11 protein-coding genes are annotated in these 14578 nt (G+C 41.0%); 4 read left to right on the top strand and 7 right to left on the bottom strand.

Annotated elements, in window-relative coordinates; all coding sequences use genetic code 11:
• Positions 1 to 90 precede the first annotated feature (90 nt).
• A complete protein-coding gene (locus FFF34_016525) occupies positions 91 to 1041 on the bottom strand; it encodes an NAD-dependent epimerase/dehydratase family protein (GenBank protein TSD64153.1) in 951 nt (316 codons plus the stop codon).
• A 164-nt stretch (positions 1042 to 1205) separates the two neighbouring features.
• Here FFF34_016525 and FFF34_016520 point away from each other — a divergent pair, with 164 nt between their 5' ends.
• On the top strand, positions 1206 to 2213 hold the full coding sequence (locus tag FFF34_016520; GenBank protein TSD64152.1) for an aspartate-semialdehyde dehydrogenase: 1008 nt from the start codon (positions 1206 to 1208) through the stop codon (positions 2211 to 2213).
• A gap of 150 nt (positions 2214 to 2363) precedes the next feature.
• Complete coding sequence (locus FFF34_016515) at positions 2364 to 2912, top strand: type 1 glutamine amidotransferase (GenBank protein TSD64151.1); 549 nt, start codon at positions 2364 to 2366, stop codon at positions 2910 to 2912.
• A gap of 89 nt (positions 2913 to 3001) precedes the next feature.
• Here the strand turns inward: FFF34_016515 and FFF34_016510 are convergent, their stop codons facing one another.
• Together FFF34_016510 and FFF34_016505 are read right to left on the bottom strand one after the other, a co-directional pair.
• Positions 3002 to 3403: a hypothetical protein gene (locus FFF34_016510; protein TSD64150.1), complete on the bottom strand. Its 402-nt coding sequence runs from the start codon at positions 3401 to 3403 to the stop codon at positions 3002 to 3004.
• Positions 3404 to 3520: 117 nt separating this feature from the next.
• Positions 3521 to 6067 (bottom strand): ATP-dependent Clp protease ATP-binding subunit, encoded by a 2547-nt coding sequence (locus tag FFF34_016505; GenBank protein TSD64149.1) that lies wholly within the window; start codon positions 6065 to 6067, stop codon positions 3521 to 3523.
• 481 nt (positions 6068 to 6548) lie between these two features.
• On the opposite strand from FFF34_016505, the gene ettA reads away from it, so the two are divergent.
• Entirely contained in the window at positions 6549 to 8231 is a 1683-nt protein-coding gene (gene ettA, locus FFF34_016500) for an energy-dependent translational throttle protein EttA (GenBank protein ID TSD64148.1), read from the top strand.
• Positions 8232 to 8300: 69 nt separating this feature from the next.
• Here the strand turns inward: ettA and FFF34_016495 are convergent, their stop codons facing one another.
• The 3 genes from FFF34_016495 to FFF34_016485 all read right to left on the bottom strand — a co-directional run bounded on the left by FFF34_016495 (position 8301) and on the right by FFF34_016485 (position 12048).
• Positions 8301 to 10346: a M13 family metallopeptidase gene (locus FFF34_016495; GenBank protein ID TSD64147.1), complete on the bottom strand. Its 2046-nt coding sequence runs from the start codon at positions 10344 to 10346 to the stop codon at positions 8301 to 8303.
• Positions 10347 to 10665: 319 nt separating this feature from the next.
• Positions 10666 to 11514, bottom strand: coding sequence for a DUF4349 domain-containing protein (locus FFF34_016490; GenBank protein TSD64146.1), 849 nt, complete (start codon positions 11512 to 11514; stop codon positions 10666 to 10668).
• An 81-nt stretch (positions 11515 to 11595) separates the two neighbouring features.
• Positions 11596 to 12048 carry a nuclear transport factor 2 family protein gene (locus FFF34_016485; protein ID TSD64145.1) on the bottom strand — a complete coding sequence of 151 codons (453 nt, stop codon included), beginning with the start codon at positions 12046 to 12048 and terminating at the stop codon, positions 11596 to 11598.
• 247 nt (positions 12049 to 12295) lie between these two features.
• Here FFF34_016485 and FFF34_016480 point away from each other — a divergent pair, with 247 nt between their 5' ends.
• Positions 12296 to 12826: a transposase gene (locus FFF34_016480; protein TSD64144.1), complete on the top strand. Its 531-nt coding sequence runs from the start codon at positions 12296 to 12298 to the stop codon at positions 12824 to 12826.
• 113 nt (positions 12827 to 12939) lie between these two features.
• On the opposite strand, the gene dnaA is transcribed toward FFF34_016480, so the two are convergent.
• The gene (gene dnaA, locus FFF34_016475; GenBank protein TSD64143.1) at positions 12940 to 14364 is read right to left on the bottom strand and encodes a chromosomal replication initiator protein DnaA; all 1425 of its coding nucleotides are present in this window, start codon (positions 14362 to 14364) and stop codon (positions 12940 to 12942) included.
• Between the last annotated feature and the right edge of the window lie 214 nt (positions 14365 to 14578).

Below are 14578 nucleotides of genomic sequence, written 5' to 3'. Positions count from 1 at the left end.
GTATTTAGTTCATTGTTGATGGTTTGTATATCATGGTCAGATCGTCCAAACCTTGTCTGCAAATGCAGTTGTTAAATATAGCAGTTTCTTTTAAATCGTCTTTTTTAAGTTCTCCAGCATATCCCAGGTCATTTTGGGCAGGTCATATTCTATATTCCAGCCCCAATCCTGTTGTGCCTGGCTGTCGTCTATAGATTTTGGCCAGCTATCGGCAATAGCCTGTCGCGGGTCGTTATCGGCATAGCTTATTTCAAATGCGGGTATATGCTTTTTAATTTCTTCGGCCAGCTGCGTGGGTGTAAAACTTATACCTGCCAGGTTATAGCTCGAACGTATTTTTATATTATCGACGGGGGCATCCATTAATGTAAGGGTTGCGCGTATGGCATCGTCCATATACATCATTGGTAACGCGGTACCGGCAGCTAAAAAGCTTTGATATTTACCACTCTTTAACGCTTCATGAAAAATATGCACTGCGTAATCTGTTGTGCCGCCGCCCGGGTTAGCCCTCCAGCCTATTAAGCCGGGGTAACGTAAACTACGTACATCAACCCCATATTTGGCATGGTAGTATTCGCACCAGCGTTCGCCCGCTAACTTACTAAATCCGTAAACTGTGTTGGGGTCCATCACACAGTACTGCGGTGTATCGTATTGTGGCGAATGTGGGCCAAATACAGCAATGCTGCTTGGCCAAAAAACTTTAGCGGTTTTAAATTCAACAGCAAAATCAAGCACGTGTATCAGGCCGGTCATGTTCAGGTCCCAGGCCATTTTAGGTTTTTGTTCGCCTACGGCAGATAGTATAGCTGCCAGTAAATATACTTGTGTTGGGCGGTGTTTGTCAAAAAGATGATGCAGGTTGTCTTTATCTAAAACATTGGCAAACTCAAACGGGCCGCTGTTACGTATGGCATATGTAGGGCTGTTTATATCAGATGCTATAACATTTTCGGCACCATGCATACCCCTTAATGCATTCACTAATTCGGTACCAATTTGTCCGTTTGCACCTATCACTAAAATCTTTTCAATCATGCAGATGTAGCTTTGGCTACAAAGGTAAAAAATTGAGCGTAATACGTTAAACTTTGCTAAAACAAAGCTTTATACACTAAATTGGTAGACATTGTGGTTTAAAAAAGCAAAAAAAATCGCATATTTGAGGTTCAGTTTAATTTATAATTTACACAACAAACAAAATGAAAGTCGCAGTAGTAGGTGTCACCGGTTTGGTAGGCACTAAAATGTTGCAGATTCTTGAAGAACGCAACTTCCCAGTTACAGAATTGATCCCCGTAGCTTCCGCAAAAAGTATTGGTAAACAAATTACTTTTAAGGGTAAGCAGTATAAGGTAGTTTCTGTTGAGGATGCGATTAAACAAAAACCCGATGTAGCATTATTTTCTGCAGGTGGCAGTGCGTCGTTAGAGCAAGCCCCGCTTTTTGCCGCTGCCGGTACCACTGTTATTGATAATTCGTCGGCATGGCGTATGGACCCTACCAAAAAACTGGTAGTACCCGAAGTAAATGCCGATGTGCTAACAGCCGAAGATAAAATTATTGCTAACCCAAATTGCTCAACCATACAAATGGTGGTGGCCCTAAAACCACTGCACGATACTTATAAAATAAAACGTGTTGTGGTATCAACCTACCAATCGGTAACGGGTACAGGCGTAAAGGCTGTTGACCAGCTTTTTAACGAACGTAAAGGCATCGACGGCCCTAAGGCTTACCCATACACTATCGACCTTAACGTTATACCGCAGATTGATGTATTTACCGAGAACGGTTACACTAAAGAGGAGATGAAGATGATATTGGAGACCAAAAAAATAATGGGCGATGATAGCATTAAAGTTACTGCTACAACAGTGCGTATCCCGGTAATGGGTGGTCATTCAGAATCGGTGAATATAGAGTTTTTACACGATTTCGACCTGACTGAAGTGCGCCAGTTATTGGCTAATTCGCCTGGGATTGTAGTAGTAGATGATACCGCTAACCTTAAATACCCTATGCCTTTAGACGCGCACGATAAGGACGATGTTTTTGTTGGCCGCCTTCGCCGCGACGAGACCCAGCCCAACACCCTAAATTGCTGGATAGTATCAGATAACCTGCGTAAAGGCGCGGCTACTAATGCGGTACAAATTGCCGAATATTTGGCTGCCAAGCATTTAATTGGGCAGGCTGTAGAAGCATAATTAACGGCTAATTTAATAGCATATAGCTTAAATATTTAAAAAGACGATCTGTTTTAGATCGTCTTTTTTTGTTTGTTCAATTTATTAAAACCATCCCTTGTTCCATATGTAGTTTATATACATTATTGTATAACCTATAAAAACATAGTTATGGCTAATTTAAGTAATAAAAAAGTAGCCCTGTTAACCGAGGAAGGATTTGAGCAGGTAGAATTAACAAGCCCTAAAGAAGCGCTGGAAGCGGCCGGTGCCACCGTGCACATTATATCGCCAAAAAGTGGTAAAATAAAGGCATGGGATAAAACTGATTGGGGTATTGAAATAGATGTAGACAAAAATTTGAGCGATGTAAGCCCGGATGATTACGACGCGCTGGTATTACCAGGCGGCGTGTTAAACCCTGATAAGCTACGCCAAAATAAAGATGCGGTTGCCTTTGTATCCGCGTTTTTAGATGAAAGTAAACCTGTTGCAGCTATTTGCCATGGGCCGCAATTACTTATAGAAACTGGTATGATTAGCGGGCGTAAACTAACTTCGTATCCATCGTTACAAACCGACCTTAAAAACGCCGGGGCAAATTGGGTAGATGAAGAAGTAGTCGTTGACAATGGCCTTGTAACCAGCCGTACCCCTGCCGACCTGGATGCCTTTAACGCTAAAGCTATTGAAGAGATCGGTGAAGGCATACATGCTTAATAGATCACTTCGATAACGCCATGGCTAAATTAAAAAGGCGTTCGAACTAATTCCGAACGCCTTTTTAATGAAATTTTATTGATCAACTACTATTGGTTAGATTCGATCAGTACAATTTTTACTTGTGCACCATCGGGCCTTGGTATAGCTACCCCTGCATCATAAGCTTGCGCGTACAATACTAATTTACCCGGATTGTGTGTATAACTATATGTAGTACCATTATAAACTTCGGGTACTTGCTCCCAAACGCCATCAGTAAACGATAAGTAAACCAACACACCGCCATTATCATTAAAGTAGCTATCAATTTCGGGCATATCAATTACTGCCGAAAAGGTTTTACCACCATCAGTACTTGTCCAGCCGGAAGATGCTACGCTGGTTAAAATAGTTTGATTATTGTTTGGTGCAACTATAGTTTCTTTTTTGCACGAAGATGCTGTCAGTGCTATAACTGCCACACATAAGATAGATAAGATTTTTTTCATAAAAGTTGTGATATAATATATACTTATAAGAACAACGTTTTTAGAAAAGGTTTAACATAAAAATAAAAAAAGCCCGCTTATAATATAAGCGAGCTCTTAATTATCTATCAGAACTAATTATTTCTGTTCTTCTTCTTCAGGCTTTTTGCTTTCGCCTTCGGCCTTTTGTTTTTGGTCAACCACTTTAATTTCGTTGGTTTCCTTATCAAAGTCTACCAATAACGTGTCACCTTCAACCATTTCACCTTTCAAAATCTCTTCAGCAATTGGGTCTTCCAAGTATTTTTGGATGGCCCGTTTAAGCGGCCTTGCACCAAACTGGGAATCGTAACCTTTTTCGGCGATGAATTCTTTAGCTTCTAAAGTAAGCTCGATCTTGTAACCGAGACTGTTTACACGGCCAAACAAGAAGCTAAGTTCGATATCGATGATCTTGAAGATCTCATCTTTACCTAACGAGTTGAATACGATAACATCATCAATACGGTTTAAAAACTCAGGAGCAAATGCGCGTTTCAATGCATTTTCTATTACACCACGCGAGTGTGCATCGGCCTGAGTAGTTTTAGCAGAAGTGGTGAAACCAACGCCTTGTCCAAAATCTTTTAACTGGCGTGCGCCAATGTTAGATGTCATGATGATGATGGTATTCCTAAAGTCCACTTTACGACCTAACGAGTCGGTCAGTTGGCCTTCGTCTAATACCTGTAGCAATATGTTAAATACATCCGGGTGAGCTTTCTCTATCTCGTCCAGCAATACTACAGCGTATGGCTTACGGCGTACCTTCTCGGTTAATTGTCCGCCTTCTTCATAACCTACGTAGCCCGGAGGCGCGCCCACTAAACGTGACACCGCGAATTTCTCCATGTACTCGCTCATATCTATTTGTATCAGGGCATCTTCGGTGTCGAACATAAAACGGGCAAGCTCTTTAGCAAGCTCTGTTTTACCTACGCCTGTAGGGCCTAAAAATATGAATGAACCAATTGGCTTTTTAGGGTCTTTTAAGCCCGCACGGGTACGTTGTATAGCACGTGTAAGCTTTTTAATAGCATCGTCCTGCCCTATAATTTTTGTACCTATGGTTTCGCCCATGGCTAACAGCTTAATGCTGTCTGCCTGGCCAACTCGCTGTACCGGTATGCCGGTCATCATGCTTACCACTTCGGCAACGTTATCTTCGGTTACGGTGTAACGTTTTGATTTTGTTTCGGCTTCCCAAACGGTTTTAGCCTGGTCAAGCTCTTCAAGCAAATGTTTTTCTGTATCGCGCAATTTGGCAGCTTCCTCATATTTTTGGCTGCGTACCACTTTGTTCTTCTCTATCTTTATTTGCTCTATCTTTTGCTCTATATCCAAAATCTCCTGCGGAACATGGATATTGGTCAAATGCACCCGCGATCCTGATTCATCCAGGGCATCAATGGCCTTGTCCGGTAAAAATCTGTCGGTAATATAACGGGTAGTTAAGGCAACGCAGGCATTTATAGCTTCGTCTGTATAAGTTACACCATGGTGTTCTTCATATTTCTCCTTAATGCGGTTAAGTATCTCTACCGTTTCATCAGGGGTAGCAGGTTCAACCATTACCTTTTGGAAACGACGGTCTAAAGCGCCATCTTTTTCGATGTATTGGCGATACTCATCTAAAGTAGTAGCACCAATGCATTGTATCTCTCCGCGAGCTAAAGCTGGTTTAAACATGTTTGATGCATCTAATGAGCCTGAGGCTCCGCCTGCACCAACAATAGTGTGTATCTCGTCAATAAATAAGATAACATCCGGCGATTTTTCCAGCTCGTTCATCACGGCTTTCATACGCTCTTCAAACTGGCCACGATATTTTGTACCTGCTACTAATGATGCAAGGTCTAAAGTAACTACACGCTTGTTGAACAACACACGCGATACTTTACGCTGTACTATACGCAGCGCCAAACCTTCGGCAATCGCGCTTTTACCAACACCCGGCTCACCTATTAATATAGGGTTGTTCTTTTTACGGCGCGATAATATTTGCGAAACACGCTCGATTTCCTTTTCGCGGCCAACAATAGGGTCAAGCTTGCCTTCTTCTGCAGCTTTGGTTAAATCGCGACCAAAGTTGTCTAATACAGGTGTTTTTGATTTTATGTCAGATACTTTTTTAGGCTGGCTAAATGAGTCGTCTTCTTTAAAGTCGTCATCGCCGCCTGTTGATGAACCCGGCATTTCGTCAGTAACATCATTTTTATGCGATTCTACCTCGCTTTTAAATACTTCGTAATTAACGTTGAATTGCATCAATATCTGCGATGCAATATTATCTTCATCGCGCAGAATAGAAAGCAACAAGTGCTCGGTTCCTATCACATCGCTTTTAAAAATTTTGGCTTCAAGGTAAGTTATCTTCAATACCTTCTCGGCCTGTTTGGTTAACGGGATACTGCCAATATGTACGTTTGTACCTATGGTGCCTTTAACAGCATCTTCGACGGCTCGGCGTAATTTAGCGGTATCAACGGTTAAGCCTTTTAATAATTTAATAGCCACACCATCACCATCGCGGATGAGGCCCAGCAAAAGGTGCTCTGTTCCAATATAATCATGGCCAAGGCGCAACGCCTCTTCCCTGCTGTACTGTATCACATCCTTAACCCGTGGCGAAAATTTAGCTTCCATATATACCTTTCTGATTATGATCGTCCTAATCTATAAATTTGTTTTTACCTGTCAAGACGAATGTTATAACTTTTATCAACAATATTGCCAACTTATTACATTTCTCATAAACAGACAATTTGATGATAGATAGTCCGTAGAAATAAGACTTAAATAATGTTGCTTTTGTTTTTTTATTTATTAAAACGCCTGATTACTAATATAAAGGGGCAAAAACTTTTTTATTTGATGCTTTGCTGCTGCAAAAGTTTAACATTAATACGAATTAATTAAACTAAAAGTAACAAGCAAGGCAAATAGTCATTACTTATGACAATACGGCATAAGCAGCGAGACTTGCTTTACTGTATTATGTACGTGTTAGCAAACCAAAAGGTTTGCATTGTAATATACAAATTATCGTATGAAATTTAAATGAAAATTTATCCACCATCTGGTTTTCAATCCTATATTTGTTTCCTCCAAAAAAAGAGGAATTATAATGGCTGACGAAAAGATCATTTTTTCAATGGCGGGGGTAAGCAAAGTTTATCCTCCCCAAAAAACAGTTTTAAAAAATATTTACCTGTCGTTTTTTTATGGTGCCAAAATTGGGGTTATCGGTTTAAACGGCTCGGGTAAATCGTCTTTGCTAAAAATTATCGCCGGTATCGACAAAACGAATATAGGCGAAGTGGTTTTTTCACCAGGCTATACAGTAGGTTACTTAAGCCAGGAACCCGAACTTGACCCTGACAAAACCGTAAAAGAGATTGTGGAAGAAGGCGTAGCCGCAACTACCGCGCTATTACAGGAATATGAAGATATAAACGAAAAATTTGGCCTGGAAGAGTATTACAGCGATGCCGATAAAATGGATAAACTGATGGCGCGCCAGGGCGAATTACAGGATAAAATTGATGCGGTAAATGCCTGGGAGCTTGATGTAAAGCTGGAGCGTGCGATGGATGCACTGCGCTGCCCCGAGCCTGATGCTAAAATATCGGTATTATCCGGTGGTGAACGCCGCCGTGTGGCTTTGTGCCGGCTGTTATTACAAGAGCCAGATGTTTTGTTATTAGATGAGCCTACTAACCACCTGGATGCCGAATCTATTGATTGGCTGGAACAACATTTAAAGCAATACAAAGGAACTGTGATAGCCGTAACGCACGACAGGTACTTTTTAGATAACGTTGCAGGCTGGATATTAGAGCTTGACCGTGGCGAAGGCTTGCCGTGGAAAGGTAATTACTCGTCATGGCTTGATCAAAAATCAAAACGTTTAGCCCAGGAAGAAAAGGGAGAAAGCAAACGCCAAAAGATATTAGAACGTGAGCTGGAGTGGGTGCGCATGGGGGCAAAAGGCCGCCACGCCAAGTCAAAAGCGCGTTTATCCAACTACGACAAGTTGGCATCCGAAGAAACTAAGGACAGGGAAGAAAAACTGGAATTATTTATTCCGCCCGGCCCGCGATTGGGTAATGTAGTTATTGAGGCTAACAACGTTACCAAAGCTTATGGCGATAAGGTATTGTTTGAAAATCTTAATTTCAGCTTACCGCCAGCGGGTATAGTGGGCATTATTGGCCCTAATGGTGCCGGTAAAACCACATTATTTCGCCTGATAACCGGCCAGGATCAGCCTGATGCGGGTACTTTCCGCGTGGGAGAAACCGTTGCTTTGGGTTATGTAGACCAAATGCATGATGACCTTGACCCTAACAAATCTGTTTGGGAAAACGTAACCGACGGGCTGGATAACATTATGGTGGGTAACCGCCCGCTAAACTCTCGTGCATACGTCTCTAAATTTAACTTTAATGGTGCCGATCAGCAAAAGAAGGTTGGTGTACTATCGGGTGGTGAGCGTAACCGTGTCCATTTAGCTATCACGCTTAAAAAAGGATCGAATGTGCTTTTGCTGGATGAGCCGACCAACGATATTGATGTTAATACATTACGTGCATTAGAAGAAGCCCTGGAAAACTTTGGCGGCTGTGCAGTTATCATCAGTCACGACCGCTGGTTTTTAGATAGGGTTTGTACCCACATATTAGCATTTGAGGGCAACTCGCAAGTTTACTTTTTTGAAGGCAACTACAGCGATTACGAAGAGAATTACAAAAAGCGTGTAGGGGATGTTACACCTAAACGATTGAAATACAAAAAGCTCACGGTATAATAACCGCACTATACAAATAAAAAATGCCACCCCTATAGGTGGCATTTTTTGTATCAAATAGCTTAGTTATTACCAAACTTTTACCCTATTCTTTTCATCGCGGTACATCTTGTCGCCCGGTTTAATACCAAAGGCATCATAAAATGCAGGCATGTTTGACAGCGGTCCGTTAACACGATACATTTCGGGCGAGTGCGGGTCGAGGCTTATGCGCATGCGCATCACTTCGTCGCGGCTTTTAACCCTCCATACTTGTGCAAAGGATAAGAAGAAACGCTGATCGGGTGTAAAACCGTCAATTTTTTTATCGCTTTTACCTTGCGGTGTATTTTTAAAGGCCTGGTAGGCTATGGCTATCCCGCCAATATCGGCCAGGTTTTCGCCCTGTGTAAGGCTTCCATTTACATGCAGGTTGTTTAATACCGTATAGCCATTATATTGGTCTATCATTATTTGCACCTTGCTTTTAAATTTAGACGCGTCTTCCTTGGTCCACCAATCTTTAAGGTTACCGTCTTTATCATACTGACGACCCTGATCATCAAATCCATGCGTCATTTCGTGGCCTATTACCGCACCAATTGCCCCGTAGTTTACAGCATCATCGGCATCTTTATCAAAGAATGGAAACTGCAGTATACCCGCCGGGAATACGATCTCGTTAAAGCTTGGGTTATAGTAAGCATTTACAGTTGGCGGCGTCATACCCCATTCGGTTTTGTCAACCGGTTTACCAACCTTCTCTATCATCTTTTTATAATTGTGCTTACTGACAGATTCCATATTGGCATAATAGGCATCTTTGCTTATTTCTACATCATCATATTTTTTCCACTTATCAGGGTAGCCTATCTTTTTGGTGAATGCAGCCAATTTTTCCAGGGCGTTCTTTTTGGTTTCGGCACTCATCCAATCAAGCTTTTCAATACGTTCCTTATAAACACCAATCAGGTTATTAACCAGTGCAAGCATGCGGCTTTTAGCTTCGGGTGTAAAATATTTTTCGACGTATAGCTGCCCAATTAACTCGCCAAGGCCACCATCAACGTTATTGGTAACTGTTTTCCAGCGTTCTCTTTGCTGTTTTTGGCCATTTAATATGCGTCCGTTAAAATCAAAGTTGGCATCTCTAAAGCTTTTACTTAGGTAAGTTGATGCATCGTTCAGTGCACTAAACGTTAACTTATCCTTCCAAACATCAATGGGTTGCGTTTTTAATAAGTTATCAAGCGCCTTAAAGTAATTAGGCTGGCCAACTAAAACACTATCGGCTTTTAAGCCTAAATGGCTAAAAACCTCTTTTACATCAATATCAGGCACTTGTTTTTGCAAGTCGGCCACTACAAACTTGTTATAGTTTTTTACCGGGTCGCGCAGTTCAGTTGGTGTTAGGTGCGATTGGGCGATCTTTGTTTCAAGCGCCAAAATAGCTGCGGCCTTTTTAGCAGCAGTAGCCGCATCTGTGCCTGTTAAGGTAAACAGCTTGGTTATGTATTTGATATACTCTGCACGTATTTTTACAGTTGCCGAATCCGTATTAAAATAATAATCGCGGTTGGGTAAGCCTAAACCGGCCTGGTCAAAGTGAGCGATGTTTTGCGTGCTGATCTTATCATCAGGCGATACATAAAAGCCTAATAAATAACCATTACCATCCTTGTAGCCGTCTGCCGCCAAATAGATCAGGTCCTGATAGGTTTTTACACCATTTATCTTTGCTAATAGTGGTTTAACGGGCTCGTAACCCAGTTTTTCGATAGCTACGGTATCCATACCACTGGTATACAGGTCGGCAACTTTTTGCTCTTTACTACCTTTACCATTGTCGTTTTTTATGGCTGCTTCTAAAATAGCGTGCAGGTTTTTTTCGTTATCCTCGCTCAGTGTATAAAACGAGCCCCAACCAGTTTGCGATGGTGGTATCTCTGTTTTTTTCATCCAGGTACCGCTGGCATATAAAAAGAAATTATCGCCGGGTTTTACCGTGGTATCCATTCCTGTTTTATCAAAAAACATAGTACGTTTAGGCACACTGGCCTCATCGCTTTTGGGTTGCTGGCAGCCTGCCACAATTATTGCCGGCAAGGCTAACAAAAGGTATTTTACTAATTTCATTGATTGGTTTTTATAAAAATAAAAGTATCGTTATTTATTCAATATTTGATGCGCACGCATCACGAACACATTAAAATAAGTCGGAAATTGGGTGGTTAACTTTGTGAACAGGCCTGTAGTAATCAAAAATTGATTACAGGCATATGTAAACTGTGAGCTTTACAGGCTTAGCTGTAAAATATTCCATTTTTTTGTTTACCATAGGGGAATTTTTTCTCTTTTTTTCGTTTCCCCCCGCTTACTAATATAGAATTTAATTCCAATTAAAAAAGTTAAACGAAATATTTATTGTTAGGTTAACACACCAGCGCAAGTTTCATCAAAGCTTTATTGCAGGGTGCTTGCGTTTATAAAGCCTAAATAAAAACCATGCACCAACACCTGCTAATATAAATACCCACAGGTTGGCAAGAGCAAATATGATATCGGCAAATACATACCAGCCATTTGCAAGTGCCATACCAAGGCGATTAAAAAATGGAGCGTGGTAAGCTGAAGGGTCATCATTAGCTAACACTTCATTATCCACCGTGCTATTTTGGTAAAAGCTTAAAACAACAGTGCTGTATTTAACCGCTGCATCTGTTTTAACATTGTTTATCTGGTTATCAACTACATTATCTTTCATTGCTAAAATAGCATCCGCATTTTTGGCTTCTCCTTCATCTTTCTTTTGCAAGACCCAATCTTTCCTGTTTTTAGCCTTAAGTTGAGAAGAAAGATAATCTGCCGATTTATCCTCTACATTCATCCGCATACTGTCTATGTGTAAAGTCATACGGCCAACTTGATTTATAAATTCCTCCAATCTTTCAGAAGGTACTCTCACGGTCATGTCAGCAACAGTGTTTATTACCGACACCTGCCTTATAGAGTCATTACTTAGAAAAATCTTTTCGCTATGCATCACTTCCGAACTCAGCTGGTGATGCATAACTAACCCGTTATACTTTGCCGTTAAGTTGGCAATAGAATCGCCGGTTTGGCGCGCATTGTTTACTTTAAAGCTTATCCCTGCGTTTTTTACCAACTTGGGTTTGTCGGCAATTGCTTTCTCCTGGGCAATGGATGTGCTATCACTACTTTCGCTACTTCTGCGGTCGTAATTGCCTTTACACGCAGCAAACAAGACTATGCCTGCCAGCGCCATTAAAATTTTTGTTTTCATGTGATTGTAATTGGTTTAGTATTGATACCAATTACAAAGCAATAGTAACCCTATGGCAACCGGTTATTTATTGCGGGTTACTTACTCGGGGCAATTATCCTTGCGGCGCGTATCAATAATGTAAATGATCTTCCAGCCGGCACTGGTTTTTAATAACTGGTAATAATCTATACCGCAGTGGCTAAACTGCGCACCCAGGTAAAACTTATACGGGGTCCATACACTGGCTAAGGGGCCGTCTATTTTAATATCGCCCCAGGTAATGCGTTCGTCCCATACCTCTTTATGCGGGGCGCCAACGGCCCTAATAAAGGCATCAGCGCTTTCAGTCTCCACCACATTATCTCCGCCTTTGTTTGCTACCCCCTGAAAAACAATCCCCTTAGCAAATGCCGAGCGCAGCATTGTGCTATCGCCTTTGCGCATCCCATCAAACATAGTTGTAATTGTTTTTTTGATATCGTCTTTATCAGTTTGGCAAAAGGCGGGGGCAGTAAAGGTTAGCAGCAGTGCAGCTATAAATAGTTTTTTCATGTGTGGGTTATTGGTTAATGCAATTTATACAAATATTTGCATAACACATCAATAAGTTAATGGCGGCCGGAGGCCTGCTAATAGCCGTCACTCGGCTGGAGCCGAGCGACTGACAGTATTTATTATATGAACCATCTTGGCTATAAGCATTCACTCGGTACATGCACTCGCTCGGCTCCTGCCGAGTGAGCAATATTATAAGGCCTCCGGCCGCCTCAAAACTTCAAAAAAATTGTATTTTAGAATCATGTCCGAATTAAGAAAAGCCAATACTGACAGGCCGTTTTTTGTTACTATACCCGTAGTAGGGTGGATAGACGTTTTTACACGCAGTGAGTATTGCGATATTTTTATTGCCAGCCTTGAATTTTGCAGAAAGAACAAGGGATTAAAAGTCTATGCTTATTGTATCATGAGCAGCCACATACACTTGATAGTTGCCAATGACGAAAACCGATTGCCCGATATTATCAGAGACTTGAAAAGTTATACAGCTAAACAAATCATTGATGCAATTAAATTAAACCAAGTAGAAAGCCGTAAAGAATGGCTATTGTATTTATTTAAGTTTTTTGCCAATAATACAAGTCAGAATAGCGAGTATCAATTTTGGCAAAAAACAACTTATCCTATTGAATTGATAACCAACGAAGTCTTTGATCAAAAAGTAAATTATATTCACCAAAACCCTGTTAAGGCTTTGATAGTTAATGAAGAATACACTTATGTGTACAGCAGTGCTAATCCGGATTCGCCTTTTATTGTAGATGAGAGTTAACCGAGGCCGGAGGCCTGCTAATAGTGGTCACTCGGCTGGAGCCGAGCGACTGAGGGCATAAACACAAAAGGCCCCGCATAATGCAGAGCCTTTCATTTATATTATAAAGTCGTTTACGACATTTTTAGCTTCTTCTGTATATCGGCTACGTAGCCTTTGAATTTTTTGTCGGTATCAATTAAATCCTCAACAGTTTGGCAGGCGTAAATTACGGTAGAGTGGTCACGGCCACCAAAGAAACTCCCAATTGATTTTAACGAGCTTTTAGTATGCGCCTTTGCCAGATACATTGATATTTGGCGGGCCTGTACTATCTCGCGTTTGCGGGTTTGCGATTTCACCATCTCTATAGGCACTTCAAAGTACTCGCAAACCAGGCTTTGTATATATTCCATTGAAATTTCCTTGGCCGAATTTTTTACAAAATTCTTCAGCATTTGCTTGGCAAGGTTAAGGTCTATCTCTTTACGGTTAAGGGTCGACTGCGCTAATAACGATACCATGGCGCCTTCCAATTCGCGCACATTGTTATCAATATTATGGGCAACGTATTCTACCACATCGTTTGATAACTCGATACCATCCTGGTAAATTTTATTTTTCAGGATAGCCATACGGGTTTCCAGATCAGGTATCTGCAAATCTGCCGAAAGGCCCCATTTAAAACGCGACAAAAGGCGCTCTTCTAAACCGGCCAGATCCTTAGGTGCTTTATCAGATGTAATGATAAGCTGTTTACCGCTTTGGTGCAGGTGGTTAAAAATATGGAAAAAGAAATCCTGTGTTTTTTCTTTACCGGCAAAGTTGTGCACATCATCCATTATCAGTACATCAATGGCCTGGTAAAAATTCACAAAATCGTTTATGTTGTTGTGCTTAAGGGCATCTACAAACTGCTGGGTAAATTTTTCGCAGCTAACGTAAAGCACCAGTTTATCGGGTAACGAGCGTTTAATTTCGTTACCAATAGCTTGGGCAAGGTGGGTTTTACCTAAACCAACGCCACCATATATCATTAATGGGTTAAATGATGTACCGCCTGGTTTGGCAGCAACGGCATAACCGGCAGAACGGGCCAAACGGTTGCAATCGCCTTCAACAAAATTCTCGAAGGTGTAATTACGGTTCAACTGCGGGTCAACGTTCAGCTTTTTAAGGCCCGGTATTACAAACGGGTTCTTAATATCCTTGTTAATTGAAATTGGTATCGGCATAGACTGATTTTTAGATTCAGCACCGTTTCCGTTTGATGGCATGTTAGTAGTGTACGGCTTGCTTGAAGATTGCTCTACAACAATGTTGTATTCTAATCTTCCTTCATCGCCCAGTTGCTTTTTAATTGTTTTACGCAACAACCCTACATAATGTTCTTCAAGCCACTCATAAAAAAACAAACTCGGTACTTGTATCGTCAGAACGCTACCATCCATCCTCAAAGCTTTTATTGGCTCAAACCAGGTTTTAAAGCTTTGTGCCGGAATGTTATCTTTTATAATTTGAAGGCAGCTATTCCAAACGTTAGTACAAGTTTTTTCCATATAAGTGTCAGTAATCTCTTGATTTTCAGTATCCGCTTACACAAGTTTTTAGCCTGCTACGGAACATCGAATATTCTAAAAAAAAGCGGATTAAAAAATATTATTTAACATTTTTTTGAAAATATATTTCCAAAAAAAACGCCTTATACTTGCTTTAAATCCATATTTAATATTATATTTCGCATGCAACAACATATTTTATGCCCCTGTTGCA

It is taken from the genome of Inquilinus sp. KBS0705 (assembly GCA_005938025.2).
In the GTDB taxonomy this organism is placed as follows: domain Bacteria; phylum Bacteroidota; class Bacteroidia; order Sphingobacteriales; family Sphingobacteriaceae; genus Mucilaginibacter.
This window is presented reverse-complemented; position numbering and strand designations above follow the sequence as displayed.